The sequence below is a fragment of the Streptomyces sp. NBC_01808 genome, from assembly GCF_035917395.1.
In the GTDB taxonomy this organism is placed as follows: domain Bacteria; phylum Actinomycetota; class Actinomycetes; order Streptomycetales; family Streptomycetaceae; genus Streptomyces.
In genome coordinates this window covers 6640167-6665078 of the sequence record NZ_CP109072.1, presented here as the reverse complement: position 1 = coordinate 6665078, position 24912 = coordinate 6640167, and the positions used below count along the sequence as shown (strand labels likewise).

Sequence of the window (24912 nt, the reverse complement as noted above, 5' to 3'; positions counted from 1 at the left end):
GCCGCGTACGACAACCTGTCCCCGACCCGCAGGAGAGGTACCCCCATGCCGCTCGGCCGCCGCACGTTCCTGCTCTCCTCCGGTGCCGCGCTCGCCGGCGGCGCCGGCCTGGCCGCCGCCCGTCCCGCCGTGGCGCAACCCGCCGCCCCGCTCGCGTGGGAGACCGTGATCGGCACCGGCACCTTCGCCGACTACGGCGCACTGGAGTCCACCTGGAACTACCTCTACCCGTGGGGCTCCGACCACAACGGCACCGCCCGGATGTACGCCGGCGCCGCCGACCACAACCACGTCTACCTGGAGTCCGGCGTCCTCGTTCTCAAGGCGTCGCGCATCGGCTGGAACGAGGGCAACAGCAGCAAGGACCCCTACCTGCCGATCCGCTACCACTCCGGAGCGATCCACTCCAAGCTGCGGCTCACGGTGTCCGACCGGTACCCGCAGTGGGAGGTCAAGGGCGAGTTCCAGGCGCCGTCCGCGCGCGGCACCTGGCCCGCGTTCTGGCTGACCGGCGCCAGCAGTTGGCCGCCGGAGAGCGACATCCTGGAGTACAAGGGCGACGCCCGCAACTGGTTCAACACCTACGACGGCGGATGGGAGAACACCGTCGTCCCGGTTTCCGACCCCGGCGCCTGGCACGGATACCGGGCCTGGATCGCCAAGGTGAACGGCGCCGACGTCGACATCCACTACTACCTCGACGGCACCTGGGTCGGGCAGCACCGCGGCTCGAACTTCGTCGGGGCCCCGATGCACCTCATCCTCAACCTGCAGATGGAGGGCTCGTCCGGGTCGTCGGGGCCGTCCGGGGACACGTACTTCCGCGCCCGCAACGTCTACGTGGGCCGCGCCGACAACGGTTGACAGCGCTGCGCGGGAGCCGGGCCGGGGCGGCGGCTCCCGCGCGGCGCGGGCTTCAGTCCCCCCTGCGGCAGATGCCCGTCAGCCGGTCGTCGTCGCGCATGCTCGCCGTCCACGAGGTACTGACGACGTGGCAGCCGGCGCCCACCCGCACGGCGATGCGGTCGCCGTCGCGTTCGCCCCGGACGGGTCTGCCGTCGACGAACACCACCGCTCCCTCATGGCCCTCGGGTGCGAGCACGCCGACCGTCCCCGTCGTGTTGCCTGGTACGCGGACGCCGAGATCCTGCCGGTCGCCGGACCGGTGGAAGGAGACGCCGATGGTGCCCTTGACGGTCGGCAGCGTGACGGAACCGAAGCGCTGGTCGCCGGTCTGCGGCTTGACCCGGAAGGTCGCGTAGCCCGGCGAGGTGGGTTCGATGCCGTACATGTCGCGTGGGATGACGTAGGCGGGGGCCGTCGCCCAGGGGTGCGACCAGGTCATGTTGGCCTTCTGGCCGGGGTCCCAGGCTTCGCCGGTGGCGCCTGCGCCGATGTCGAGCATGTGCAGCCAGCCGTTCGTGCCGGAGGAGGTCAGCAGGTCGAGCGCGTCCTGACCGTGATCGGCGTCGTACAGGGCCTCCAGCAGGAACCCGGAGCAGTAGACGCTGCACGCCATGCCCCGGGAGGCGATGTAGTCCGCGACGGCGCCGCGCTGGTCTGCGTCGGCGGGGACTCCGAAGGCGGCCGGGAAGACGCTCGCGTGCACGGCACGGTGACCGGTCGGGACGCCGTCCTTGTCCAGCCCGTCGTCGTACGCGCCCTGTCCCGGGTCGTAGAAACGGGTGTTCAGGGCGTCGCGGATCGTCCGGGCCTTCGTCCGGAAGTCCTCGGCGTCCCGGACGTGGCCGAGTTCCCGGGCGATGGTCTCCATCTGCCGGTAGTTGCTGTACGCGAGGGCGTTGAGGACGGTGTTCCGGTCGGTGAACCGGTAGCCGTCGCGCTGGCTGTCGGGCCAGTCGACGATGGCGTCGCGCTGGACGATGGTGCCGGTGACCGGGTCGTAGTCCTCGTCGAGCAGTTTGGGCCTGAGCGTGTCGTAGGCGCGCTCGATCTGGGCGGTGGAGCCGGTGCGTTGCCAGGTGTCGTACACGGCGCTGATCACGTACATCGGCCACTCGGTCGGCCAGGTGCGGTTCTCCTCGAAGTAGTCCATGGAGTACTGGCTGAGCGTCGGGTCCTCGGTGAGGTGGAGGTTGGACAGCAACTGGATGTAGGCGTCGGCCTCGTAGTTGGTGCGTTCGCGGGTCCAGGAGTCGGTGAAGAAGTTCTGGTTGGCGGTCTCGATGGTGTCCTTGGTGAACTGCCAGACCTTGACGAGGTCGGGGTCGGAGGAGGTCAGCTCGGCCGCGTCGCGGTCGAAGGGGTAGACCAGGGCGAGTGCGCTCAGGTTCTCCTCCGTGATCGGGACGGGCGAGTCGACGATGTTCAGGTAGCGGAAGACGCGCATGCCCCAGGTGCCGGCGGTCTGCCGGCCGTCTCGGAGGGTGAGGACGTCCTCGTACGTGTTGCCGGTACGCATCCGGTAGCGGGCGGTGTGCGGCGCCGACAGCTCCTCGCCGAACCGCAGCCGGACCTGCTGGTCCTGCCGGCCGTCCAGGGTGAGCCGCACGCCGCCCATCCAGGTGCGGCCGAAGTCGACGAAGTAGTCCCCGCCGCCGAGGTCGACGATCTTCTCGGGGGCGTGCGTCTGCTCCTCGACCTTCGCGAACGGTGTGGGGGCGAGCTTGTCGAACGGCTCCTTGACCTCGGGGGCGGTCCAGCCGGGGCCGGTGAAGCCGGGCTTCTCGAACCCGTCGGGGAACGCGGCCATGTCGACGTCTTCCTGGGGCGCGTACCAGTAGTTCGTGCCGATGCTGTCCGTCGACGTCCAGATGTCACTTCCGGTCCTGGCCTGCCAGCCGGCTCCGGTGCCGAGGGTCTGGGTGGTGCCGTCGGTGTAGCGCACGATCACGTGGGCCTGGAAGCGCCGGTCCTTCGTGGCGTAGGCGATCGCGGACAGCGTGTGCGAGCCGCGTGCGCGGAGCCGGTCCGTGAGGTCGAAGCCGTCGTAGCGGACCTCGTCGCCGGTCGGGCTCGTCGGGCCGAGCCCGACGAACTCCCCGTCCAGGTACATCTTGTACACGTACTGCTTGGCGCTGGAGAAGGCGGAGCCGGTGGCGAAGACGGTGGCCCAGGCGACCTTCTTTCCCGGCGCGAGCGAGAAGTCGTTGCGGAACAGCGCCCAGTCGTCGGCCCTGTTGACGTTGAGGCAGTCGACGCCCGTTCCGAGGCTGAGCGCCCCGTTCTCGACGGTCCCGCACGGGAAGCCCGCCGCGGGGTCGTCGAAGTCGTTGCGGTACAGCTCGGCGCCGTCACCCGAGCCGGTCAGGTCGGTGACGCGGACGTCGTCCACGACGCCCGTCTCGCTGCCGCCGTTGCGGAAGCCGATGACGCCCTCGGCGAAGGCGGTGTCGGTGCGGCGGTCCACGACGCGGCCGTCGAGGGAGGTGGTGAGGGTGGAGCCGACGGCTTCGATGCTGACCCGGTGCTCGGTGCCGGTCTTCAGCTCCGCCCCGAGCGGCACCGGTGAGCCGGCACGGAACGTGCCGTCCGTCTGGATGTGCGGCACCAGGGTGTTGGGGTTGGCCGCGCCTGCCGCCCGGAACTGCCACATGTAGCCGTTCTTCGCGTCCGGCGACCGGAAGCGCACGCCGAGCGCGGTACGGGTGACCGTAAGCGTCAGATCGACGCGGTAGTCGGTCCACTTCTCACCGGCCGGCCGGCGGGGCCACACGGGCGCCGAATCACCCCAGTCGGCGCCGGGACCGGTGCCGAACGAAGCGTGCTCGGACCACCCGGAGGCCCGGCGGTTCTCGTCCCAGACCTGCACGCGCCACCGGTAGCGCTCGCCCGTCCGGAGCGCGGGACCGGCGTAGCGCACGGCGGACGACTGCGCCGACTCGACCTTGCCGGTCGCCCACACCGGGCGGTCCGCGCCGAGGCGCGTCACCTCGATCTTGTACGCGCCCTGCCGGCGCAGCGCCGACTGCCAGCCGAACTCGACCGGGTGTCCACGACTGGTCGGCGCCGGTCGTCAGCCGGTTGATCACGAAATGTTTTCGTAAACATGGCGTAGCCGGAAGTGTGCGGCGGGGGTGGGAGCATGTCAAGGATGCGGACGGCTGCAGTCGCCGCTTTTGACCGCGAACCTTGTTGACGTCAACATTCACAAGGGTGGGACGTACCGTGAGTGCGCCCCCGAGGCTTCGGGGAAGGAGCGGTCGAAGGTGGCGGACAAGGTCACGAGAACGCCCCGCTCGCGCCCGCCCCGCAAGTGGCCGTCCATGGCGGAGGTCGCGGCGCACGCCGGGGTGTCCTCGCAGACCGTCTCGCGCGTGGCGAACAACCACGACAACGTCGACGAGACGACCCGCGCGAAGGTGCTGGCCTCGATGGACGAGCTGGGCTACCGCCCCAACGCCGCGGCGCGTGCGCTGGTCACGGGCAAGTTCGGGGCGATCGGCGTGGTCAGCTTCGACGTGGGCGCGCACGGCAACGCCCGTACGCTCGGCGCCATCGCCGACGCGGCGCGGGAGGCGGGCTTCTCGGTCAACTTCATGGGCATCAGGGCGCAGACCGAAGCCGCGGTGCGGCAGGCGTTCCAGCACCTCATGCTCCAGTCCGTCGACGGCATCGTGCTGGTCGAGTCGCGGGTGCTCGACACCCCGTCGCTGCATCTGCCGTCCACGATGCCGGTGGTCGTCGCCGACGGCGACACCGGCCACGCGTACGCGACCGTGGACTTCGCCCAGGCCCGCGGCACCCAGAGCGTGGTCAACCACCTGCTGGAACTGGGCCACCGCAGCGTCTACCACGTCAGCGGCCCGCCCGACTCCTTCGCCGCCCGGCGCCGCGCCGAAGCCTGGGAGCGGACGCTCGTCGCGGCCGGCGCGCCGGTACGTCCTGCGCTGTGGGGGGACTGGACCGCCAAGTCCGGCTACCTCGCCGGCCGGACCCTGGTGCAGATTCCCGACGCCACGGCGGTGTTCGCGGCGAACGACCAGATGGCGCTGGGCGTCCTGCGCGCGATGCACGAGGCGGGTCGGTCCGTGCCGGACGAGATCAGCGTGGCGGGTTTCGACGACGTTCCCGAAGCCTCGTTCTTCGAGCCGCCGTTGACCACGGTGCACCAGGACTTCGACGTGGTGGGCCGGCACTGCGTGACGCTGCTGCTGGAACAGATAGAGCCCCGGGGCAGCAGCCCCCGGCGCCTCGCGGTCGAGCCCACGCTCGTGGTGCGGGCCAGCACGGCACCGCCACCTGCCTGAGGGATCCCGGGCCGCCTGCCCGGGATAACCCTTTTTGTCCGCTGAATCCCGTCATAAGCCCACCGCCTCTCGGCTTCGGGGCCACTGCGGTCCGGCGCCTTGGAGCCGGTGCCCCCCGGGTGGAGGGCACCGGCCGGTCGGGGGCGGGGTTGTCAGTTGCGCCAGGTGTCGTGGAGCGTGAGGGAGCCGCCGGTGGGGACGGCGCCCTGGCGGTTGGAGCCGGATTCCCAGGTCACGCCGGTCTGGCCGTCCCAGCGGCGGATGTACTTGTACTGGAACGTGGTGCGGCCGGCAGGGAGAGCCGGTACTTCCAGACGGGGTAGCTGTCACTGCTGAGCTTGATCGCCTGGGCGGGGTTCCAGTCACCGAGCTGCGGGATGCTGCCGACCACGTAGATGTTCTCGCCGGGCTGGGTGGTGGCGTTGACGTTGAAGGATGCGCCGCCGACCGGGTCGGGGTCGCCGCCGTCGCAGTCCCGTGCGCCGGTGTGCAGGGCCAGCGCCGTATCGGCGCCCAGGGTGGCGGTGAACTGACCGGAGCCGTTGACGGTCACGGCACGGTCGCTCTGGACGTCGCAGTAGGTGCCGGCGGCCAGGGAGGTCTGGAAGGTACGGGTGAGGGAACCGGACTCGTGGTTGAGGGCCACGTAGCCCTGGCTGCCGCGGCCGAAGGCGATCGCGTCGCCCCCGTTGTCCCACCAGTTGGTGACCCCCTGGCCGCGGACGGCGTTGCGGAAGCCGACCATGGACTCGATCTCGGGCCAGGCGTGCTGGCACTTCCAGCCGTCCTGGTAGCACGCGTTGACCGCGCCGTTGTTGGGCGGGCCGGCGTCGTTGTTGCTGAACTCGTAGCCGGAGTGGACGTCGGGAGACCCGTAGGGCCAGGCCAGCATGAAGACGTTGGCCAGGGTGTAGTTGGCGCCGCTCTTGTAGCTGAGGGTGGAGCCGTTGCGCTCGGTGTCGTGGTTGTCGACGAAGACGGCGCTGCCGCCCGAGGGCATGTAGTTCCAGCCCTCGCCGAAGTTCTTCAGGTAGGCGAGGTTCTCGTTCTCGAAGACCCGCTTCAGGTCACGGCCGTAGCGGAACTCCTGGACGTCGCCGGTGCCCCGGTACTCGTCCGGCAGGATCGGCTCGCCGGCTCCGAAGATCGCCTCCTGCTTCCAGTAGACGTTCGGGTTGGTGAGCCGGGACTTGATGTTGGCGAGGTCGCCGGCCGGGATGTGCTTGACCGCGTCGATGCGGAAGCCCGCCACGCCCAGTGAGAGCAGGTCGTTGAGGTAGCCCGCGATACGGCCCCGGACGTAGTCCTTGCCGGTGTTGAGGTCGGCCAGGCCCACCAGCTCGCAGTTCTGCACGTTGCCGCGGTCGCCGTAGTTGTCGCCGATCGGCCGGCGGCAGTCGTTGAAGTCCCAGTCGCTGTAGGGCGCGTCGGGGTAGTCGTACTTGGTGTAGTTCGAGCCCGCGGTGCCGGTGCCGGAGCCGGCGGACATGTGGTTGACCACCGCGTCCACCACGACGCCGACCCCCGCGTTGCGGCAGGTGCCGACCATGTTGCGGAACTGGTCGCGATTGCCGAGGCGGCTTTCGATGCGGTAGCTGACGGGCTGGTAGGCGGTCCACCACTGGCCGCCCTGGATCTGCTCCTGGGGCGGGGAGACCTGGACGTAGCCGTAGCCGGCCGGGCCCAGACGCTGGGTGCATTCGCGGGCGATGGAGTCGAATCGCCAGTTGAACATCACCGCGGTGACGTCCTTGGACCCGGGCGGTGCCGCCTGGGCCGTGGGGGTCGTGACGGTCATCGAGAGGACGCTGCCGGAGACGGCGATCAGGCCGGCCATGAACGCGCCGATGGACCTCTTCCAGCCTGGAGTTCCGTGTCTGCGTTGACGACGAGCGAACAAGGCTCCTCCTGGGAGTGGACGGGTTGAGGCCGCGAAGGCAACGCGCCATGCCCGACAGCCCGGGGCACACCCTTTGCAAGCTCTCTGCAAGAGATTGCACAGGGGAACGTAGAGCCGCCCCCGAAGCCGGTCAAGGGTTCTGACACGTTCGCTGACACGAGCCGCCGAGCCGACGCCCGCGACCGCGAACGCGGCGGAATCCCGGCCTGGGTTGGCCGCGGACCTGGACGCCGGGCCGCTCGCCTCCCGCCCCGGACCAGCAGAAAACGGCCGCCACCTGGGAGAAGACATCCAGGCACCACCCGCTGCCGCCCCTTCCCTTGAACGTGCAGCTCCCGCCGGAGTCGAGATCGCGCGGTGCGGGCCAACGGCAGGGATTGCCGCAAGAAATTTCAGCCCGGCGTTGATGCAGCCGGGCCGCGGGCCGCAAGAAGATCCGGTTCCTCACCGAGCAGAGCGAGGACGGGTTGTACGTGATCCCCCCGGACGGACCGGCGTGAACTCCTGCTGGAGGAGAGCGTGCCGCAGATCGGTGCCCCCGCCGCGTGGGACGCCGGGTACACGGGCCCTGGCCCGTGTGCTTGCACCGGTCGTGGGGATCCCATCGAACGGGAACACGGACCCGAGCACGCATCAGCTCCGGCTGTTCCTCACCCTGGCAGAGGAACTGCACTTCGGCCGTGCCGCGGCGCATCTGTTCATGACCCAGCCGGCATTCAGTCAGCAGATCCGCTCCCTGGAACGGCACCTGCGGGTCCAGCTGATCGACCGCACTTCCCGCGCCGTCGAGCTGACCCCTGCCGGGCGTGCACTGCTACCCCGTGTGCGGGCGGTGACGGACGCCATGGCCGAGCTGCGCCGCGCTGCCGAGGCCCGGTCGCGGGAGGTCTCCGAACGCGTCGTGGTCGGCATACTCGCGGCCGAGCCCGCGATGCCGCAAACCCGCGCCAGCCTCGATGAATTGCACAGACGGCAGCCTGGACTGACCGTCGGGATACGCGGCCTCAACTTCGTCACCCAGTACGAGGCGTTGGCCTCCGGAGAGGTGGACATCACGGATACGCCGTGCGGAATCCGCCTTGGCCCCGTGCACAGAGTTGCGTGAAAAACCCTGACCGCGTCGGCTTCGTTGGCGAACTACCGCTTGAGCACCTCCACGAGACTGGTCAGGCTGCCGCGTTCGCGGCCTGCGGCGACTCCGCGGCGGAACAGGTCGAGAACCGCGGTCAGGACGGATGCGTCGACGCCCGAATCCTCGGCTGTGTGCACGACATGCGTCAGGCTGGCCACGGCCATGCCGACGTTGTCGACGTCGCCTTCGTGGTTCCCGGCGTCGATGCGTGGTGCGTAGAACTCCAGGAAGTACGTGAAGTCCATGGTCTTCACCGCATGTTCGAGGAACTGTTCGGCGGAGATGCCGTTCGCCGCGGCCACCGCCTGCCCGTGCAGGTAGCCGACAAGACCGGTCCAGAACATGTCGATCCCGATCTGGTAGTACAGCGCCGCGAGGCCGGGGTCCTCGCCGAGGTATTCGATGCCGGTCAGCACTTCGAGGGCCGCCCGGTGCCGTGCGACCGCGTCGGCGGGGCCGCTGTAGTACGTCGCCGCATCCGCGCTGCCGATTCCCGACGGCGGGGTCTGGACGCCTCCGGTGATCTGTACGGCGCCGCGTTCGGCGAGCCATGCGGCGGTCGTGCGCGCCTTTGCCGGGGTGTCCGAGGTGAGGTTGGCGACGGTGCGCCCGTTCAGCGCCTGCGGCGCCTGTTCGAGGATCGCGTACACGGCGTCGTAGTCGGTGAGGCTGAGCACCACCAGTTCGTTGGCGCGCAAAGCCTCTTCGACGCTGCCGGCCAACCGGGCGCCGCGCGCGACCAGACCGCCCGCACGGGCGGCCGTGCGGTTCCACAGGGTCACCTCGTACCCGCGGTCGAGGTAGGCGGAGGCCATCGCATGACCCATGGGGCCCAGGCCGACGACGGTGACGGATGTTTCAGGCATGACGACTCCCACGACTAAAATGAGCGTTCTATCTACTGCGGCGACCATAGCAGGTCACTAGAACGAACGCTCTATCCAGTACTCTGTGCCGTATGCGAACCAAGCACGAGGTCGGCACCAAGGACCGCATCGTCCGCGCTACGTCGAGGCTGATGCAGCGGCAGGGCTACGAGGGGACGGGCCTCAAGGACATCTCGCGGGAAGCCGAGGCCACGCTGGGCTCGGTGTACCACTTCTTCCCGGGCGGCAAGGTCGAGCTGGCCGTCGAGGCGATCGGCCACGGCGACCGCGAGTTCGCGGACCTGCTGCGCACCGCCATGGGACGCGAGGACGACCCGGCGGACGCGATGGTCACCTGCGCCCGCGAACTCGCCACCGGCATGCGCGATTCCGAGTGGATGGACGGATGCCCCGTCACCACCACCGCCCTGGCGAGCGCGCGCCGCCTTCCGCAAGTCCGCGACGCCGCCGAGCGCGCCTTCGCGAACTGGCACGGCATCGTCCGCGACAAGCTCACGGCCGCCGGAATAGACGAAGGCACCGCGAGTGACCTTGCCCACACCGTGGTCAGCACCTTCGAAGGTGCCGAGATGACCGCCCAGATCACCCGGAGCACGACGCCCCTGGACCTCGCCGGGACGCACCTGGCCCGTCTGGTCCGCTCCTATCGCCCGTAACCGCTGACGGTGGGTAAGGGACGTGGGGCAGGGCCCGCGGCGTGGGCTGTCTTCGCTGGACGGCTAGGCGTTCCAGCCGCTGGCCACCGAACTCACACCCATCCGGATCAATGCCTCTCCCCCGGACGCGTCGACACGCCATGGTGGGACGGGCTCGCCGCCAGGGAACGAGAGGGCTTCTTCGCCCAGGCAGCCGCTTCCTGCCCACCAAGCGCATCGCCACCGCACCCGACATCGCCGAGGCCATCGTGCTCGCGGCAACCAACCCCAACGTCACCGGCACCGTCCTCGAAACAGACGGCGGCGCCCACCTCACCGCCTGACGCCCCTGCCCTTCCTGCCGAGCCGCCGGCCCGCCCGGCCTGATAGCGGGTGTGCTGCTGAGGGTGGGTTGTACGGGTGCGGGGGCGGTCGAGTGGGTACCCGGACGCGGCAGCAACGCACTCATCGCCATGAACGGAGGTCAGCCTCATGGGACTTGGCGGATGCATTCTTCTGATGGCCGCAGGTGGCATTTTCGCCTTTGCCACCGACTGGAACGTCAACGGTCTGGATGTCCAGGTGATGGGCTGGATCATGATGCTCGCCGGCTTCGTCGGCCTGGTCGTCATCTCCAGCGTGCAGCGCCGCCGCCGCGCGGTCGCGCCTCCCACCGAGGCCGTCGTCGAGGAGCGGCATCGCTACTACGAATAGCGGCGCACGGCCACCGGTGTTCACACCCGCCGAGGCGTGGTACCCGCTCCTCCGTGACGGACAAGCCGACGACGCTTATGCCATCGGACCAGCTCACCGACGAGGGAGCCCCCTCATCCGTGCCCGCACGATGGGTTGCGCGAGGAACTGTGGCGGCCACTTCGCCGCAACGGCGGCGGCGCTGCGCAACCTCGCCCGGGTCCGCACCGAGGAGCCGGACCCGCTGCCGCACACCGCGGCGGAGGGAGAAGCGGTGCCGGGGGCCGACGTGCCGCTCCCGTGGCGCAGGCCCGGGTCCCGGTGACCTTGCGGGAGCCGGCCTCCGGGCCGTCGGGGGAACTGCCGCCGAGCAAGCGTTTCGACGAGATCAGGGAGAGGACGATTCATCATGGCAAGCACGCAGGACAAGTTGCGCGAGCAGGTGGAGACGGCTCGCGGCCGACTGGGTGACGGCGTCGAGGAGTTGGTCGCCAGGACGGGCGTGAAACACCGGGCCCGGAAGGGGGCCGCGGACGTCAGACGGGTCGTCGACGACAAGACGCCGGACCGGGTGCGCCACGCCGCCGGCCGTGCGGGCCGTGTGGCCGAGCGCGCGGCCCGTACGGGCAAGAAGCGCCCGGTGCCGACGGCGAGCGTCGTCGGTGGTGCGGTGCTGGCGCTGGTCTTCCTGCTCTTCCGCCGCAGCCGGGGCAACGGCCGCTGAGCGGGCGGCCGAACCGGCGGCACCGGATTCTTCGACGTCGCCCTCCCGGGCCCGGCGCTCCCCAGGTCGTCCGTTCGGCAAGGGGGGACCCTCACGCCGGGCCCGGGGGCCGGCGGCCCTCGGGGCCGCCGCAGGTGCGTCGCGAAGCCGTTGCCCGGGCTCCGGTCACCTCCCGGTGAGCCATCCCGTTCGGCGCACAGCCGGGCCCCGCACCGAACGGAAACGGTCAACCCCGGTTCACGGGCGCCGGCGGCCGGTGAACACGCCGTGGAAGCCGAACGGCACCGCGTGCGGCACCTCCGCCCGCGCCAACTCCGCGAAGGTCCTGGCGTCCAGCACCAGCAGGAACGACGTGCCCGCCGCCGAGTCAAGGACCACGGACAGCACCACCCCGTCATCCTCACCCGCGGCATCCGACGCGGCCGTCGGCGCCGCCACGAAGACCGGCTCGCCGGGGTAGCAGCCCTCCTCCGACCAGGTCAGCGTGTCACCGGTGGTCACATCGAGCTTCACGAGCTGGTCGATGAAGTGGGCACTGCTGCGGTCGCGCGTGCCCACGCCGTACGCATACCGGTAGGGGGAGCCATTGTGTCGCGCGTAGGAGATGCGCGGCAGTTCGAGGGTCTCCTCCGACAGCCGCTGCACGCCGACACTCCCACCGCCGGCGCCGTCGCCGAGAGGGATCCGGTAGCGGGTCGGCCGCGCCAGCGGGATGACGCCGCCCCCGTGCAGCCGGTCCAGATACAGCGCCTCGATGATCGAGGCATCGTCGTACGAGCAGATGTCGAGCACCACGTCATCGCCGTCGTCGAAGGCGTTGATGTGGTGGAACGCGAAGAACGCGGGCCCTTCGTACGTGCCGCGCACGGTCCCGTCGCGGGAGTCCATGACCGTGAAGCGGGTACCGCGCTCCGGCTCCCAGTGGTAGTTCTCGATGAACGGGCGGCCGCTGAGCACGATGCTCAGGGGATTCACCACGAGCGGGAACTCCGCCAGGACGACGTGCCGCCGGGTGATGGCGAAGCTGTGCATGTACGAGGGGCGGGCGACCTTGCGGCTGCCGATCAGCTCGCGGGTGGTGCCCGAGGACGGCTGACGGTAGATGCGGTACTCACTCGTGCGCGAGAAGTGCAGCACGTAGTTGACCAAGTCGCCGGTGGCCGGGTCCTGGTGCGGGTGCGCCGTGGTCAACTGCCCGCTCAAGGCGTCGTCGTAGCCGACCACTCCGGCAGTCGCCAGCGTGTCGGGGTCGAACGCCACCGGCAGCGGCGTTTCGGTCAGGGCGACGTAGCGGTCGCCGAAGCGGGTGATGTTGACGTTGGCGTTCGCGCTGGGCTTGCGCGAGAAGCGGGTGAAGAAACGGGCGAACAGCGAGCGGCACGGGTCGGTGGCGAACTCGCGGAAGGAGATCCGCCCCGCCGCCATGGCGCGGTTGGCGGGGGTGTCGAGGTAGCGGTTGGCGTAGGAGACCTGACCACCGCCGAAGGTGAAGCGGTGCAGCATCGCCTGGCCGTCGAACCAGTGGCGTACGGACCGTTCGCCCGCGTCGTACCGGGCCGGGCCGTTGCGCAGCAGGCTGCCCTCCAGCCAGCCGGGGAGCGCGCCCTTGACCGGCAGTTCCTCGATGGTGGTCTCGTCGCCCAGGGTGCGGAACCCGATGCTGTGGGCCGATACGTTCATCGCCTTCGCCTCCTCACGGCGACATGACACAGTGGACTGTGCGTGCTTCTCCATCGCACACCGTCCACAGTGGAATGTCAACCGGGAAGAACCTGATGGCCGACCTCAATCCCACCGCGGCATCGCTCCTCGGCTTCCTGCACGCCGGGGAGGCCAGCGGATACGAGCTGGTGAACACCGCGCAGCAACTCATCGGTGACTTCTGGACCCTCACCAGGAGCCAGGTCTACCGGGAACTGGCCGTACTCGCCCAGCGCGGTCTCGTCGAGGCCGGCCCCGCAGGGCCCCGGTCGCGGCAGCCGTACCGGCTCACCGACGCCGGCCGCGCCGCCTTCAGCACCTGGCTCGCCGAGCCGCCCGGCGCCGAACAGATCCGCTACCCGCTGCTCCTCACCCTCGCCTTCGGCTCCGCTCTGGACCGCGACCGGCTGATGGGATTCGTCGCGGACCACCGCACGGTCCACCAAAAGCGGCTCGCCGACTACCGGGAAAGGCAGGCCCACGGCGTCCCCGACCGCTTCACCGAGGCCACCCTCGCCTTCGGCATCCGCTACGAGGAAGGGGTCCTGGCCTGGATGGACGAGCTGCCCGCCATCCTCGGCGAACGCTGAGCGCGCCGCCGGTGACCGCCGAACAGGAGGACGTCATGCGGCTGGTGGTACGCGGTTCTCGGGGCCCGCGGGGCGAGTCCGTACCGGTGCGGGGTGGAGTTCCCGGAGCGCCCGCGCGGTGCCGATCCGCAGACCTTCGCCGCGGGGCAGAACGTGCCGTTCTCCGTCAACGAGCGTCAAGAAGGAGAAGACTGGCGCGCGGCTGCCCCAGCAAGGCGGTACACCATTGCCATCCGCCAGGGTCAGGTTCAGCGCTGATCACCCGGACGACGATCACTTAGCTGCGGCCGGCACGGTGAGGGCGCCGAACTCGTCGCGCACGCGGCCGGGTAGGCGCGGCGGATGCCACCCTGGCCGTCGAGGTCTGCGGTCCCCGCGGAAGCCCGCCGTGCCGTTCGCGCAGGGCCCGCTCGTGATCCCGATCCGTGACCATCAGACGGCGCAACCCGTCTCCTTCGACCAATCAGCCCGCCGCGCAGCCCCGTCGGGCGAAACCGGTCCCGCGACGTACCAAGGCAGGTGCGCGCATGAAGCTCGCCCTTGACCGTACATCCCGTGCTGCCGGCGTCCGCCGCACGTCTGCCCCGTGCCCACCCGCCGAAGAAGCAAGCCGGAAGGTGCCTGACACCTTCGAGGTCGGCACCGGCGGCACCTTCACCGCACCCGGCGCAAGCGCGCGCGGAAAGTGCCGCAGGCCGGGCGGGTACGCCGCTTCAGGCATCGGACTTGGGACGGCGTTCAGGGGCCTGCCGGTCCCGTTCTTCATTGATGCGCTTGGCCTCGCCGAGCTGGTCTTCGAGGCTGATGATGCGGCAGGCGGCCTCGACGGGGGTGCCCTGGTCGACGAGTTCGCGGGCGCGGGCGGCGAGTCGCAGCTGGTGGCGGGAGTAGCGGCGGTGTCCGCCCGACGAGCGGAGGGGGGTGATGAGGCGGGCTTCTCCGAGGGTGCGGAGGAAGGCGGGGCTGGTGCCGAGTATTTCGGCGGCACGCCCCATGGTGTAGGCGGGGTAGTCATCGTCGTCGAGACGGCCGAGCGGGTCTTCTTCGGTCATGCACACCTCTGATAGGGAAACGCATCGAGGGGCCCTGGCGCCGAACGGCGCCAGGGCCCGAGGGGGGTTTGCAACACCATCTGCCGGCTTTCAGATGCCGGCCACTGTTATCCGCACTGCCGCCAGAGAAGAGGCGGGGAGTGCGAGGATCGCGGATGTGTGACCGTGTGACCACCTTCCGTTCCGGGGCCTGCGGTACCCGGGCTGTTCATGACTTCGCCCGGGCGATCCTGATGGCGTCTGCTTCCTCCTTCTCCTCTACTCGTCTGTCACTGCTGTCTTTCCTGCGGGCAGTTCGTCCTCTGCCACGCCTTCTCGATCTCTTGGCTACGTGTAGAAGACTACGACAGCCCACCGCGGATGTCTATTCCGGCCACGACAGATTTTCCGTGTGCGGGGTAGCCGACTTCTACCGTCTCAGGCATGCGAAAAGTTGCACGCGCGCACGCGTCTTAGGTGTGAGGGGGGTGCACGGAGGAGCATGTCGGCTGGCGTTCCAGCCCGGCCAGAACCAGGCGGACGACTACGTCGGCTCGCTGCCGGGAGGGGTAGGCGCCCTCGTAGCGGGCCCGCTCCAGCAACTGTTCGTATGCCGCCCCGTACTGCCGGGGTAGCACGTGCCGGTCGGAGATCACTGGGTCGTTCGCCTTTCTGCCTGCGGCCCGGTGGTGTCCGGGCGCCGGCGTGCCGGATGGTCAGGTGGAGCGGAGGCGGCCGGAGAGCAGGTCGTAGCCGACCGGGAGCTGGAGCAGGATCCGGCCCATGAGGTCCTCTCCGGCGGCGTCGGCGACGCCCTCGCGGACACTCGCTGCCGCCGCAGGGGAGGATGATGACGGCTGCCGCGACGACGCCATCGCTCAGGTGTTCGCTGTGGCGCAGGTGTGGGAATCTTCAAAGGACGCGGTCTGCGCGGTGTGAAGTTGCTCGAAGCCGGATCTCGGTCGGTAGCTGGTCTGTCCCTACGGCATCGCGGGCATGGGGAATTGCTTCGTCGGCGATGAGGGCAACAGTGCGCGCGGGGTCGGCGTGCGGGGCCAGCCGCAGGGACAGCCAGGTACGGGGATGGGTGCGGCGGCCGACCAGGCGGGTGGCTGCCCGGTCGACGCCAGGAAATGCCCCGGCTTCCGCGGACAGGGCGTCCTCCAGGGCGCGGCCGTTCACCTGGGCCGTCTCGCCGTCGTGGGTGTCCACCAGTACCTCGCTCAGTCGGCGACGGCGCACCTGGGCCAGCAGCCACCACAGGGTGAGCAGGAGGATGACGGCCAGCGCGGCGATGACGACGGGCCACCACCATCCCTGGTCGCGCCATCGGGTTCGGTCGGCGTCGCTGAGCAGGACCTGTTGGGGTCGGTCCCAGGGCCAGGCGCTGGGGAAGTGCCATCGGCGCAGGAGATCCAGTCCGCCAAGCAGCGCAGTCCCGCCGAAGCCGAGGAGGACCAGACCGCACGCTCCGAGCAGCAGCCGGTTGACGATCAGGCGTGCCTGGCGCATGTCACCTCACCACCTCTTCGCCCGTTTCGCGTAGACGGACAGTTTCGGCTGGCGGGCCAGTGCAAGCTGGCGCAGCTCCTGGTCCAGGGTGGTGCGGAGCTCTTTGCGTACGTCATCCAGGTTGCGGAAGTGGGAGATGGCGTGCGCTTTGACGCGTCGTCGGCCAACGGACAGCTTTGCTGACTGGACGCCGGAGATTTCCATGGCACGGTCGCGCAGGATCAACGCGGCCGCTGAGCGTTCAAGGCCGGCGCGGATGTCACCGCAGGGGCGCTGCATCGGGAGCAGATTACGCAGTCCGGGAGTCAGCGCCGTGACCACGAGCCACAACCCGATCGCGGTGATCGCGGCTGTGCTGGCCAAGACCCAGGTGTTGTCCAGGTGGACGGTGGACAGCTTGTGGGCGAGCCAGCGGCGCCAGTGCATACCTGGTCGTCCGGCGCGGACCGACACCACGTCGTAGAGCAGGAAGCCGGAAGCGACCAGCACGATCAGCGCGACGATGCTCGCAGGAACCCTGCGGGCCGACCAGAACCGCCGGGCCCGGCCGGCGTCCATGGCGGCACCGCTACCGAGGACGCCGCCCGCTTTCGAGCGGGCGAGCTCGCCATCGGGAAGGCTCTCCTCACTCACCGCGCCCGCTCCCTGCCGGACGCCTGCGGTCCGCGCAGTCGTTCGACGCGCACGGCGACCTGGAGAATGGTCATGCCCGCCAGGCTTTCGACACGTTCACTCACCCGCCGGCGGACTTCGGCACACTGGATGCCGATCTGCGTGGGGTAGTCCAGGTCAACGCTGACCTGTACCTGGGCCTGACCGAAGCCGTTCCCGCCCTGGGGGCGTACCGAGACCTTGGCCCGTGCGGTCGCCGTCGTGGAGCCCGCTGCCGGGCCCTGTGTGTGAGCAGGGCTGCGTGCGCGTAGCGCCTCGCGCGCCTCTTGCATCGCGATCTTGGCTACCACCCGGTCCGCCACCCGTGTCGCGCCCCGGGCTTCGGACCTCACTCGTGGAGCCGCTGGTGTCGTCACCGGGCCTCACCTGCGCCGGTCGAAACGGTCGCCGCTTCCGCCTCTTCCGGCGCGGAAGAGGTCGCCCATCTCCAGGTCGCCGTCGGCAACCCGCCCGAGAACGAACCCGATCAAGCCCAGGACCACCACCACGACAAAGGCTCCGAAACCACCGAAGTACCCGGCGAAGCCAGCCGCCATCCCGGCTGCCACGCCGATCGCGGTCATGCTCATCATGTGCTCCCTACCCAGCACTGGCCGGCGCGACCGGACTACCTGATCGTTCTGCCACCGTCTTCTTCGTCCTCGTCTTCAGGCAATTTGACGTCGTCGACCGCGATGTTGACCTCGACAACATCCAGGCCCGTCATCCGCTCCACAGCCGCAATAACACTCTCCCTGACCTCCGAGGCCAGGTCCGCGATGGGGAAGCCGTACTCGACCACGAGATCTAGATCGAGGGCGCACTGCACCTCGCCGACCTCGGCCTTCACTCCACGGGTGACGGACGACCTGCTGCTCGCACCACCGGGAACCCGGTCGCGGACGGTGCCGAGCGTACGCGTGATACCGCCGCCCATGGCGTGTACGCCCGGCACGTCCCTCGCGGCCAGCCCCGCGATCTTCTCGACCACCCCGTCGGCGATGGTGGTCCGGCCGCGATCGCCCTGCGCAACCTGCCTGCCGGCGCCACCTCCATGACCGCCCTCACCGCCCTGACGGCCCGCAGGCGCAGACTGTGGTTTTTCCGTCTCGTGGGACACCACGAAGCCACCTCTCACTTGATCAACAAGATCCTCTTACATGATTTGCCCCGAATGAAAGATTTGGCACAGTAGTCCCACTTTTATTGCGGCAATGAGGTGAATGTGCATCGCGAACGGTGAGCGGTTGACCGCCCCGGCGCCCACAGACACGGGCGCTTCGGATCGCGGCGCACGCCCACCGGGCGGCCGTGGCCCACCGTGTCGAAGTCCTGCACGCCCTGCGGGCGGCGTTGATGCGGATCGCCGGCTGCCGTATCGGCATGGCCGGCCAGCGCCTGAGGGCTGCGCGACCCTCAGGCACGAGCCGTCCTGGCCGCTGCCCCCACTCCCCGGGCCGCATCCCGGCTGGACCACAAGACCCTGGCCCACCTGCTCAGTGCGGCAGGCAGGAAACGCAGAGTGGAAGGCGAAGCCGAGAGACTCCACATGAACTTCAGCAGCCCCGTGATGCTCCTCGACCCCCCGTGGCGAAGACGCCGAGGCTGTGCATGAGCGTCACGACACCTCGGAGAGCGTCATTTCAGCGTCAGAATATCGCCCATACCGCACACAACGCACCTCATGCGCATCATGAAAACCGAAGGTCAGGCCGCCTTTTCGGCCCTCACAAGCACTGCCACGCACTCCATGTGGTGGGTCATCGAGAAGAGATCGAATTTCGACTACTCGGAAAGAAATGCAGGTCAGAGCCGGTACACGTCTCAAAATCACGCCCGGTACGCGCCATCAGCGTCAAACGAGCGTCACGGATCACCAAGGCGGCAGGCAGTGATGTGCCAGCTGTCCAGACGACGAGGGCGCCCAGAGCACACAGGGACTTGCCTGATCGCGCAGCCCGAACGACACCGAACCAGGAGGAGCATCAGCGGTAAGATAGGTAGCATGAGTGAAGCCACCGGCAAGTACTCCATCACCATGCCGCGGGACATCGCCGAGGCCGCCCGCGACCGCAGCGGACCCTCCGGCCTCTCCGCCTACGTCGCCGCAGCGGTCGCCCGTCAGGTCGAGCGCGACAATCTCAACGAGCTCATCGCCGTCGCGGAGGCGGAACACGGCCCAGTCACCGACGAGGAGATCCAGGCCCTGCGCGACGAGCTCCACCGGGCCCGGCAGCAGCAGGGCTCGGGCCGGGCGGACGCCGCGTGACCCGCACCTCCCCCGCGGTCCCGGGCGGCACCCTCGTCCTGGACAGCGAAGGGCTAGCGAAGGCCGTCCTGCGCGACCGGACTGTCACAACCTGGCTCGCCCTCGCACGCGCCGATGATCTCCGGGTCATCACCTCCGCGGCCACCCTGGTCGAGGTTATCCACCCTCGGATCAACCGCCCCGCCCTGGAGTGGGCCCTCTCCCGGCTGGTCGTGGAACCGGTCACCGACCCGCTCGCCCGGCACGCCTCTACGCTCCTCGCCGACGCCGGTCTCCACGGCCACAAATACGCCATCGACGCCATACTCGCCGCGACCGCACTCGGCGCCCCCGGCCCCACCACCGTGCTCACCTCCGACCCCGAGGACCTCACCGCCCTCTGCGGGACACGGGCCACCGTGATCAAGATCTGACGGGAACCGCCTCGCTTGCCGCCCGGCGTGAAGTACAACTGCCGCAGTGACCGCATCCTCACATGGTCAGCCTTCTCCGTGCCGCGCAGGCCACCGAAGCGCGCTGGCCGAGCCGACTGCGCGGCGGCACCCGAGCCGCCCCCAAGTCCGCTTCTTGCCGCAATGGGGGGGATCCTCCGGTTCACGGTCGGACCCACCCCTCACACGCTCAGCCCCCTGAACCGCCCCTGCGTTCCCGCGTACGTTCGGCCTGAGTCGTGTCGTCGCCGATGAGCCCTGCGAAGACCAGTGCGCGCGAGCCGTCAAGGCTGGCCTTGAGAAGATGCGCCACGCACGACCGGAACGCCGGGGACGGATCTGCGGCCAGCCGGTCCAGGTGGAGCACCATTAAGGCGGCCCGTGAGCCGTCCTGGTCATGGATCAGCAGGTTGCCCAGACTCTCGGCCGCACTGCCTCGTACTGAATTGATCCCGTCGAAGTACAGATCGGGGTTGCCGAGGGTCGGCCCCGATGGTCAGACAGATGCTGCTGGACGCCAAGGAGGACCTGACCGCCTTCGCGGTCTTCCCACTCCAGCACTGGAAAGAGATCCAGTCGACGAACCCGCTGGAGCGGATCAACCGCGAGATCAAACGCCGCACCGACGTCGTGCAGGTCTCCCCCCAACCCCGCCGCCCCAGAGCGACTGACCACCGCCGTGCTCGCCGAGACGCACGACGAATGGATCGCCTTCCCCCGCCGCTGCCTACCCGAAGGCAGCATGACCGAGCTCCACACCGAAAACCGGACCACAGACCAGCCACCCGCCCCTACACCACTCCAGGGGACATGGCCGCGATACGGGCGACGAGCTCGGCCGCAGCGTCTCCCACACCTGCTTCGCCCCGCCCCCGATAGCCGCCCGTGTCCCCGTGCTACCCCACCTGAATGCCCGTCAGAACGAGCGTCATTTCAGCGTCATGACTGCCAGGACACCCCGCCCGCAGACCAGGCAACAATCAGCCATTGCACCAGAAAAGCCCAGGTCAGATCCTATGGGGCCATACCATCACGCCTCGAACTGTTTCCGCGGGGGAAAGATGTCGAATCCATCCCCCGTTTCCACAAAATTGCAGGTCAGTGCCCCTTCTCGGCCCTCACAAGCACTGCCACGCACTCCATGTGGTGGGTCATCGGGAAGAGGTCGAAGGCTCGGGTCCACTTCGGGGTGTAGCCCGCGGCGGTGAAGTAGGAGAGGTCTCGGGCCAGGGCTGCCGGGTCGCAGGCGACGTAGGCGATGCGGCGGGGGTGGAGGGCGGTGACCTGGGTGATCACCTGGCGGCCGGCGCCGGTGCGGGGTGGGTCCAGGACGACGAGGTCCGCTTCTGTGATGCCCGTGCGGGGGAGGACGCGGTCGACCTTGCCCTGTTCGATGCGGACGCGGTCGAGGTCGGCGAGGTTGTGGCGGGCGTCCGCGGCGGCGCGTTTGCCGGACTCGATGCCGAGGACCGCGCCCTTCGGGCCGACGCGTTCGGCGAGGGCGCCGGCGAAGAGGCCGACGCCGCAGTAGAGGTCGAGGGCCATGTCGCCCTTCTTCGGCATCAGGCCCGTCATCACCGTCTCGACGAGCAGGTCCGCGCCCCGCGGGTGCACCTGCCAGAAGCCGCCCGCGCCGACGCGCCAGGTGCGGCCCGCGGCGCGTTCGCGGACGAAGTCGCGGCCGTGGACGCGGTGGATCGCGGCGGGGGCGCCGGGGGTGCGGGGGTCTTCCGCGCGGAGCACGGAGACGGGGCGGTCCAGTTCGACCAGGGGGAGCCGGCCGCCCGGGCGGGGGGTGAGGACGACCTGGCGGTCGCCGGAGCCGGTGGCGGCGATGGCCTCGACCGTGGCCAGTTGCGGCCACTCACGGCTCTCCACGCCCAGTTCCTCCACCTCCGGGGCGGCGATCAGGCAGCGGTCCACGGGCTGCACCTCGTGCGAGCGGTGCTTGCGCAGGCCCGCGCGGCCGCCGGGGTCGATCGCGTACTGCACCCGGGTGCGCCATGCCGGCACCTCGCCCTTCGGCACCTTGTCGCCCGGCACCGGCTCCACCGTGCCGTCCCACCCCGCGTCCTCGGCGGTGAGCCCCGCGAGCCGGGTCAGTTGCTCGGCGAGTACGTCGGCCTTCAGCCGGCGCTGGGCGCCCGGGGCGACGTGCTGGAAGTCGCAGCCGCCGCACTTGCCGGGGCCGGCGTAGGGGCACGGCGCCTCGATGCGGTCCTTCGCCGGTTCCAGCACCCGGACCGCGTCCGCGCGCAGGAAGCGTGCGCCGGCGCGTCCCTCGGTGACCCGCGCGACGACCCGTTCGCCGGGCAGCGTGTGGCGTACGAAGAGCACCTGGCCCTCCGCCGTGCGGGCCACGCAGTGCCCGCCGTGCGCCACCGGGCCGACCTCGACCTCGTACTCGTCCCCGACCACGCTCGGGGACGTGGCGTGGGCCTGCTGTTCTTCGGGCACGGGGCGGACTCCTGGGGCTGGTTCTGTGGCTGCGGGCGGACCGGGCGCGCGCCAGTCTAGGCGGCCCGCCCGACCCGTACCGTACGGGCGGGCCCATCGGCCCCACCCGTCTACCGGCGCCACCCGGGGTGCTCCCCGGCCCAGAGGGTGTGTAGCTTGAACAGAAAAGCCGGACAGGGCGAAGGGACGCCGTGTGCACATCGTGATCATGGGGTGCGGCCGGGTGGGCTCCACCCTGGCGCGCACGCTGGAGCAGCAAGGGCACACGGTGTCGGTGATCGACCGCGACCCCACCGCCTTCCGCCGCCTCGGCCCCGGCTTCGGCGGGCGCCGCATCACCGGCATCGGCTTCGACCAGGACACCCTGAAGGACGCCGGCATCGAGGAGGCGGGGGCCTTCGCCGCGGTCAGCTCCGGCGACAACTCGAACATCATCGCCGCCCGCGTCGCCCGCGAGATGTTCGGCGTCGAGAACGTCGCCGCCCGGATCTACGACCCCCGCCGCGCCGAGGTCTACCAGCGGCTCGGCATCCCCACCGTCGCCACCGTCCGCTGGACCGCCGACCAGATGCTGCGCCGGCTGCTGCCCTCGGGCGCGGAGCCGCTGTGGCGGGACCCGAGCGGCCGGGTGGAGCTGGCGGAGGTGCACACCTCGGCGTCGTGGATCGGGCGCCGGGTGGCCGAGCTGCAGGAGGAGACGGGCGTACGGGTCGCGTTCCTCACCCGGCAGGGCGAGGCCGTGCTGCCCACCGCGAAGACGGTGCTGCAGGACGGCGACCTGGTGCATGTGATCATGCGTACCGACGAGGTGGAGCAGGTCGAGGCGGCCTGCGCGAAGGGCCCGGAGACGGAGGACCGACGGTGAGCGACGCACTCGCGGCCGCCCGGCCGCACGCTGAGGCGCGCGGGGAAGTGAACGGAGCAGCGCTGTGAGAGTCGCGATCGCAGGTGCCGGTGCGGTGGGCCGCTCCATCGCGGGCGAGCTGCTGGACAACGGGCACGAGGTCCTGCTCATCGACAAGACGCCCACCGCCATCGCCGTCGAGCGGGTGCCGCGGGCGGAGTGGCTGCTCGCCGACGCCTGCGAGATCGCCTCGCTGGACGAGGCGGCGCTGCAGCGCTGCCACGTGGTCATCGCCGCCACCGGCGACGACAAGGTCAACCTCGTCGTCTCGCTGCTCGCCAAGACCGAGTACGGCGTGCCGCGCGTGGTCGCCCGGGTCAACAACCCGCGCAACGAGTGGCTCTTCACCGAGGCGTGGGGCGTGGACGTCGCCGTCTCCACGCCGCGGCTGATGTCCGCCCTGGTGGAGGAGGCCGTCAGCGTCGGCGACCTGGTCCGGCTGCTGCGCTTCAGCCACGGCGACGCGAACCTCGTCGAGCTGACCCTGCCGGAGGAGTCGGCCCTCACGGGCACCGCCGTCGGCGACGTCGACTGGCCCGCGGACACCACGCTGGTGACGATCATCCGCGGCAGCACGGTCCTCACCCCGAAGCCGGACGACACCCTGGAGGCGGGCGACGAGCTGCTGTTCGTGGCCGCGCAGGCGCGCGAGGAGCAGTTGGAGGAGCTGCTTTCGGTACGCCGCGAAGGCTGACCCGGCGGCGCGCTAGGGTCTGTCTTCAATCTCCCGTCTGCGGCTGGGGGTACCGCCCACGTGCGCGCAGCGCGCTGTGGGGGAGCCCGGCACGCACGCTCGCTGCGTTGCCGGGATCGACCGAAGAGGCCCACTATGCGGACGACCCTCCGCCTTGCGAGCGCACGCACCAGACTCCCCCTACGCCCTGAGGGCGTGGGCGGTGCCCCCCGCGCCGCCCGCCCTGCGGGCGAACGACGCGAGATCGACGACAGACCCTAGTCGCGCTCGGCCGCCGGGTGGCCGCGCTTCTCGCGTTCCTCCTGTGCCTTCTCCTCCGCTTCCGCCTCCGCGATCACGTCGATCGGCGGCGGCGCCTGCTTGAGGAAGATGTACGTGAGCGTGACCGCGAGCAGCAGCGGCGGGATCTTCAGTGCCACGATCACCCAGCCGAACTCCTTGGGGTCGGCCCAGAAGTACAGCGGGAAGAGGATCGCGGACTTGGCGAGGAAGATCAGGCCCCAGGCCCAGCTCGCCTTGGCGTACGCCTTCTTGCGGCCGGGGTTGCGGGTGCGCCACGACAGGTTCTCGCGGAACAGCGGGCCGAGGATCACCCCGATCAGCGGCAGGCCCGCGAGGGTGCTGAGGATGTACGCGAGCGCCAGCCCGAGGCCGTAGAGCAGCCCGGGGAGGTAGAAATCCTTGGCGTTGCCGGTCATGTTCGCGAAGGCGACGCCGATGGCCACGCCGAAGACGCCGCTGAAGGCGTGCTTGAAGGTGCCGCCGGTGATCAGCCGGGAGAGGCCGAGCAGCAGCGAGACCCCGAGCGCGGCGATCGCGGAGGGCTTGATGTCCGAGCCGATGGTGTAGACGAGCACGAAGACGAGCCCCGGGACCGTGGTCTCCACCATGCCGCGGATGCCGCCGAACGCCTCGGCCATGGCGGCCTGGGTGACAGCGTGCGAGTCGCCCTCCGGTACGTCGGAGGCGGTGCGGCCGGCATCGTCCTCGGACGAGGGCGCCGGTGCGGGTGCGGTCCCGGGTGGGCCGCCGGTCGCGCCGGTGCCGCCGGCGCGCTCGTCGGCCGGCTTCTGGAAAGACGTCACCGCTGCTCCTGTCCGAGGGGTCGCAGTTCGTACTTGGGGTTGAAGAGCACCCGCCGCCCGCGGCTCATGGCGATCCGTCCTGAGGCGGTCAGGCTGCGGCCCGGCTCGATGCCGGTGATGGCGCGGCGGCCGAGCCAGACCAGGTCGAGCGAGTCCGTGCCGTCGAAGAGCTCCGCCTGCAGCGCGGGGACGCCGGCGCGCGGCTGGAGCGTGACGGTGCGGAGACTGCCGGTGACGGTGACGACGGCGCGGTCGTGGCACTGCCGGATCGGCGTGACGTCGGCGGTCTCCTCGTCGGGCGGGAGGCTGTCCTCCACCGGCGGCTCCGCGGCGCCGGTGATACGGCCCAGCAGCCGGCGGAACGGGCCGGCGGGTCGGTCGGCGCTACGGGCGGGGTCCATGCCCG

At 70.1% G+C, this 24912-nt stretch carries 26 protein-coding genes and 5 pseudogenes; 15 read left to right on the top strand and 16 right to left on the bottom strand.

All coding sequences use genetic code 11. The features are described from left to right. The first annotated feature begins 45 nt into the window (after positions 1 to 45). Positions 46 to 864, top strand: a complete 819-nt coding sequence (locus tag OG946_RS29415) for a glycoside hydrolase family 16 protein (RefSeq protein WP_326798984.1) — start codon at positions 46 to 48, stop codon at positions 862 to 864. 52 nt (positions 865 to 916) lie between these two features. Here the strand turns inward: OG946_RS29415 and OG946_RS36230 are convergent, their stop codons facing one another. Beyond that, positions 917 to 1291: an alpha-L-rhamnosidase C-terminal domain-containing protein gene (locus OG946_RS36230; protein ID WP_442814653.1), complete on the bottom strand. Its 375-nt coding sequence runs from the start codon at positions 1289 to 1291 to the stop codon at positions 917 to 919. A 21-nt stretch (positions 1292 to 1312) separates the two neighbouring features. Beyond that, positions 1313 to 3928: pseudogene (locus tag OG946_RS29410) on the bottom strand (family 78 glycoside hydrolase catalytic domain); the annotation flags it as partial. A 298-nt stretch (positions 3929 to 4226) separates the two neighbouring features. On the opposite strand from OG946_RS29410, the gene OG946_RS29405 reads away from it, so the two are divergent. Continuing rightward, entirely contained in the window at positions 4227 to 5210 is a 984-nt protein-coding gene (locus tag OG946_RS29405) for a LacI family DNA-binding transcriptional regulator (protein WP_326800398.1), read from the top strand. Positions 5211 to 5362: 152 nt separating this feature from the next. On the opposite strand, the pseudogene OG946_RS29400 reads toward OG946_RS29405, so the two are convergent. Further along, positions 5363 to 7047 (bottom strand): annotated as a pseudogene (locus OG946_RS29400) (carbohydrate-binding module family 20 domain-containing protein). A gap of 640 nt (positions 7048 to 7687) precedes the next feature. Between OG946_RS29400 and OG946_RS29395 the strand changes: the two are divergent. Next, a complete protein-coding gene (locus OG946_RS29395; RefSeq protein ID WP_326798982.1) occupies positions 7688 to 8215 on the top strand; it encodes a LysR family transcriptional regulator in 528 nt (175 codons plus the stop codon). A 32-nt stretch (positions 8216 to 8247) separates the two neighbouring features. On the opposite strand, the gene OG946_RS29390 is transcribed toward OG946_RS29395, so the two are convergent. After that, complete coding sequence (locus tag OG946_RS29390) at positions 8248 to 9108, bottom strand: NAD(P)-dependent oxidoreductase (protein ID WP_326798981.1); 861 nt, start codon at positions 9106 to 9108, stop codon at positions 8248 to 8250. A 92-nt stretch (positions 9109 to 9200) separates the two neighbouring features. On the opposite strand from OG946_RS29390, the gene OG946_RS29385 reads away from it, so the two are divergent. The 5 genes from OG946_RS29385 to OG946_RS29365 all read left to right on the top strand — a co-directional run bounded on the left by OG946_RS29385 (position 9201) and on the right by OG946_RS29365 (position 11181). After that, positions 9201 to 9785 (top strand): TetR/AcrR family transcriptional regulator, encoded by a 585-nt coding sequence (locus tag OG946_RS29385; RefSeq protein WP_326798980.1) that lies wholly within the window; start codon positions 9201 to 9203, stop codon positions 9783 to 9785. Positions 9786 to 9925: 140 nt separating this feature from the next. Then, on the top strand, positions 9926 to 10108 hold the full coding sequence (locus OG946_RS29380; RefSeq protein WP_326798979.1) for a hypothetical protein: 183 nt from the start codon (positions 9926 to 9928) through the stop codon (positions 10106 to 10108). A 148-nt stretch (positions 10109 to 10256) separates the two neighbouring features. Next, positions 10257 to 10478, top strand: a complete 222-nt coding sequence (locus OG946_RS29375; protein ID WP_326798978.1) for a DUF6458 family protein — start codon at positions 10257 to 10259, stop codon at positions 10476 to 10478. A 130-nt stretch (positions 10479 to 10608) separates the two neighbouring features. Beyond that, positions 10609 to 10782 carry a hypothetical protein gene (locus tag OG946_RS29370; RefSeq protein ID WP_326798977.1) on the top strand — a complete coding sequence of 58 codons (174 nt, stop codon included), beginning with the start codon at positions 10609 to 10611 and terminating at the stop codon, positions 10780 to 10782. Between the two features lie 84 nt (positions 10783 to 10866). Next, positions 10867 to 11181, top strand: coding sequence for a DUF3618 domain-containing protein (locus OG946_RS29365; protein WP_326798976.1), 315 nt, complete (start codon positions 10867 to 10869; stop codon positions 11179 to 11181). Positions 11182 to 11418: 237 nt separating this feature from the next. Here OG946_RS29365 and OG946_RS29360 read toward each other — a convergent pair whose 3' ends face one another. Then, positions 11419 to 12861: a carotenoid oxygenase family protein gene (locus tag OG946_RS29360; RefSeq protein WP_326798974.1), complete on the bottom strand. Its 1443-nt coding sequence runs from the start codon at positions 12859 to 12861 to the stop codon at positions 11419 to 11421. A gap of 95 nt (positions 12862 to 12956) precedes the next feature. On the opposite strand from OG946_RS29360, the gene OG946_RS29355 reads away from it, so the two are divergent. Both OG946_RS29355 and OG946_RS29350 read left to right on the top strand, forming a co-directional pair. Further along, positions 12957 to 13472 (top strand): PadR family transcriptional regulator, encoded by a 516-nt coding sequence (locus tag OG946_RS29355; RefSeq protein ID WP_326798973.1) that lies wholly within the window; start codon positions 12957 to 12959, stop codon positions 13470 to 13472. A gap of 93 nt (positions 13473 to 13565) precedes the next feature. Beyond that, on the top strand, positions 13566 to 13730 hold the full coding sequence (locus tag OG946_RS29350; protein ID WP_326798972.1) for a hypothetical protein: 165 nt from the start codon (positions 13566 to 13568) through the stop codon (positions 13728 to 13730). Positions 13731 to 14185: 455 nt separating this feature from the next. Here OG946_RS29350 and OG946_RS29345 read toward each other — a convergent pair whose 3' ends face one another. The 8 genes and pseudogenes from OG946_RS29345 to OG946_RS29310 form a co-directional block, all read right to left on the bottom strand. Then, positions 14186 to 14524 (bottom strand): MerR family transcriptional regulator, encoded by a 339-nt coding sequence (locus OG946_RS29345; RefSeq protein ID WP_326798971.1) that lies wholly within the window; start codon positions 14522 to 14524, stop codon positions 14186 to 14188. A 482-nt stretch (positions 14525 to 15006) separates the two neighbouring features. Next, positions 15007 to 15159 (bottom strand): annotated as a pseudogene (locus OG946_RS29340) (DUF2267 domain-containing protein); the annotation flags it as partial. Between the two features lie 60 nt (positions 15160 to 15219). Next, positions 15220 to 15321, bottom strand: a pseudogene (locus OG946_RS29335) (DUF2267 domain-containing protein); the annotation flags it as partial. A gap of 94 nt (positions 15322 to 15415) precedes the next feature. Beyond that, complete coding sequence (gene amaP, locus OG946_RS29330) at positions 15416 to 16015, bottom strand: alkaline shock response membrane anchor protein AmaP (RefSeq protein ID WP_326798970.1); 600 nt, start codon at positions 16013 to 16015, stop codon at positions 15416 to 15418. Positions 16016 to 16021: 6 nt separating this feature from the next. Further along, positions 16022 to 16648: a DUF6286 domain-containing protein gene (locus tag OG946_RS29325; protein ID WP_326798969.1), complete on the bottom strand. Its 627-nt coding sequence runs from the start codon at positions 16646 to 16648 to the stop codon at positions 16022 to 16024. Next, entirely contained in the window at positions 16645 to 16989 is a 345-nt protein-coding gene (locus OG946_RS29320) for a hypothetical protein (RefSeq protein ID WP_442814520.1), read from the bottom strand. Before OG946_RS29320 ends, OG946_RS29325 begins: the two co-directional genes overlap by 4 nt. A 60-nt stretch (positions 16990 to 17049) precedes the next feature. After that, positions 17050 to 17256: a hypothetical protein gene (locus OG946_RS29315; RefSeq protein WP_326798967.1), complete on the bottom strand. Its 207-nt coding sequence runs from the start codon at positions 17254 to 17256 to the stop codon at positions 17050 to 17052. Between the two features lie 38 nt (positions 17257 to 17294). Further along, positions 17295 to 17786 carry an Asp23/Gls24 family envelope stress response protein gene (locus OG946_RS29310; RefSeq protein ID WP_326798966.1) on the bottom strand — a complete coding sequence of 164 codons (492 nt, stop codon included), beginning with the start codon at positions 17784 to 17786 and terminating at the stop codon, positions 17295 to 17297. An 885-nt stretch (positions 17787 to 18671) separates the two neighbouring features. On the opposite strand from OG946_RS29310, the gene OG946_RS29305 reads away from it, so the two are divergent. From OG946_RS29305 to OG946_RS36225, 3 genes and pseudogenes are all read left to right on the top strand, one after another. Next, the gene (locus tag OG946_RS29305; protein WP_326798965.1) at positions 18672 to 18935 is read left to right on the top strand and encodes a CopG family transcriptional regulator; all 264 of its coding nucleotides are present in this window, start codon (positions 18672 to 18674) and stop codon (positions 18933 to 18935) included. Continuing rightward, complete coding sequence (locus tag OG946_RS29300) at positions 18932 to 19348, top strand: type II toxin-antitoxin system VapC family toxin (RefSeq protein ID WP_326798964.1); 417 nt, start codon at positions 18932 to 18934, stop codon at positions 19346 to 19348. Before OG946_RS29305 ends, OG946_RS29300 begins: the two co-directional genes overlap by 4 nt. A 507-nt stretch (positions 19349 to 19855) precedes the next feature. Further along, a pseudogene (locus tag OG946_RS36225) lies at positions 19856 to 20171 on the top strand (transposase); the annotation flags it as partial. 293 nt (positions 20172 to 20464) lie between these two features. Here the strand turns inward: OG946_RS36225 and OG946_RS29290 are convergent. Next, positions 20465 to 21823, bottom strand: a complete 1359-nt coding sequence (locus OG946_RS29290) for a class I SAM-dependent RNA methyltransferase (protein ID WP_326798963.1) — start codon at positions 21821 to 21823, stop codon at positions 20465 to 20467. 193 nt (positions 21824 to 22016) lie between these two features. Here OG946_RS29290 and OG946_RS29285 point away from each other — a divergent pair, with 193 nt between their 5' ends. Then, positions 22017 to 22688: a potassium channel family protein gene (locus OG946_RS29285; RefSeq protein WP_101421036.1), complete on the top strand. Its 672-nt coding sequence runs from the start codon at positions 22017 to 22019 to the stop codon at positions 22686 to 22688. A 64-nt stretch (positions 22689 to 22752) separates the two neighbouring features. Beyond that, on the top strand, positions 22753 to 23421 hold the full coding sequence (locus OG946_RS29280; RefSeq protein ID WP_326798962.1) for a potassium channel family protein: 669 nt from the start codon (positions 22753 to 22755) through the stop codon (positions 23419 to 23421). A 257-nt stretch (positions 23422 to 23678) separates the two neighbouring features. On the opposite strand, the gene OG946_RS29275 is transcribed toward OG946_RS29280, so the two are convergent. Further along, complete coding sequence (locus OG946_RS29275) at positions 23679 to 24506, bottom strand: DUF3159 domain-containing protein (RefSeq protein WP_326798961.1); 828 nt, start codon at positions 24504 to 24506, stop codon at positions 23679 to 23681. Then, on the bottom strand, positions 24503 to 24907 hold the full coding sequence (locus OG946_RS29270) for an OB-fold nucleic acid binding domain-containing protein (RefSeq protein ID WP_326798960.1): 405 nt from the start codon (positions 24905 to 24907) through the stop codon (positions 24503 to 24505). The genes OG946_RS29275 and OG946_RS29270 overlap by 4 nt, the downstream gene beginning before the upstream one ends. Positions 24908 to 24912 lie beyond the last annotated feature (5 nt).

Coding starts and splice junctions, on each gene's coding strand:
- OG946_RS29415 (WP_326798984.1), top strand. CDS start 46: ATGCCGCTCGGCCGCCGCACGTTCCTGCTCTCCTCCGGTGCCGCGCTC.
- OG946_RS36230 (WP_442814653.1), bottom strand. CDS start 1,291: ATGTACGGCATCGAACCCACCTCGCCGGGCTACGCGACCTTCCGGGTC.
- OG946_RS29405 (WP_326800398.1), top strand. CDS start 4,227: ATGGCGGAGGTCGCGGCGCACGCCGGGGTGTCCTCGCAGACCGTCTCG.
- OG946_RS29390 (WP_326798981.1), bottom strand. CDS start 9,108: ATGCCTGAAACATCCGTCACCGTCGTCGGCCTGGGCCCCATGGGTCAT.
- OG946_RS29385 (WP_326798980.1), top strand. CDS start 9,201: ATGCGAACCAAGCACGAGGTCGGCACCAAGGACCGCATCGTCCGCGCT.
- OG946_RS29380 (WP_326798979.1), top strand. CDS start 9,926: ATGGTGGGACGGGCTCGCCGCCAGGGAACGAGAGGGCTTCTTCGCCCA.
- OG946_RS29375 (WP_326798978.1), top strand. CDS start 10,257: ATGGGACTTGGCGGATGCATTCTTCTGATGGCCGCAGGTGGCATTTTC.
- OG946_RS29370 (WP_326798977.1), top strand. CDS start 10,609: ATGGGTTGCGCGAGGAACTGTGGCGGCCACTTCGCCGCAACGGCGGCG.
- OG946_RS29365 (WP_326798976.1), top strand. CDS start 10,867: ATGGCAAGCACGCAGGACAAGTTGCGCGAGCAGGTGGAGACGGCTCGC.
- OG946_RS29360 (WP_326798974.1), bottom strand. CDS start 12,861: ATGAACGTATCGGCCCACAGCATCGGGTTCCGCACCCTGGGCGACGAG.
- OG946_RS29355 (WP_326798973.1), top strand. CDS start 12,957: ATGGCCGACCTCAATCCCACCGCGGCATCGCTCCTCGGCTTCCTGCAC.
- OG946_RS29345 (WP_326798971.1), bottom strand. CDS start 14,524: ATGACCGAAGAAGACCCGCTCGGCCGTCTCGACGACGATGACTACCCC.
- amaP (WP_326798970.1), bottom strand. CDS start 16,015: ATGCGCCAGGCACGCCTGATCGTCAACCGGCTGCTGCTCGGAGCGTGC.
- OG946_RS29315 (WP_326798967.1), bottom strand. CDS start 17,256: ATGAGCATGACCGCGATCGGCGTGGCAGCCGGGATGGCGGCTGGCTTC.
- OG946_RS29305 (WP_326798965.1), top strand. CDS start 18,672: ATGAGTGAAGCCACCGGCAAGTACTCCATCACCATGCCGCGGGACATC.
- OG946_RS29270 (WP_326798960.1), bottom strand. CDS start 24,907: ATGGACCCCGCCCGTAGCGCCGACCGACCCGCCGGCCCGTTCCGCCGG.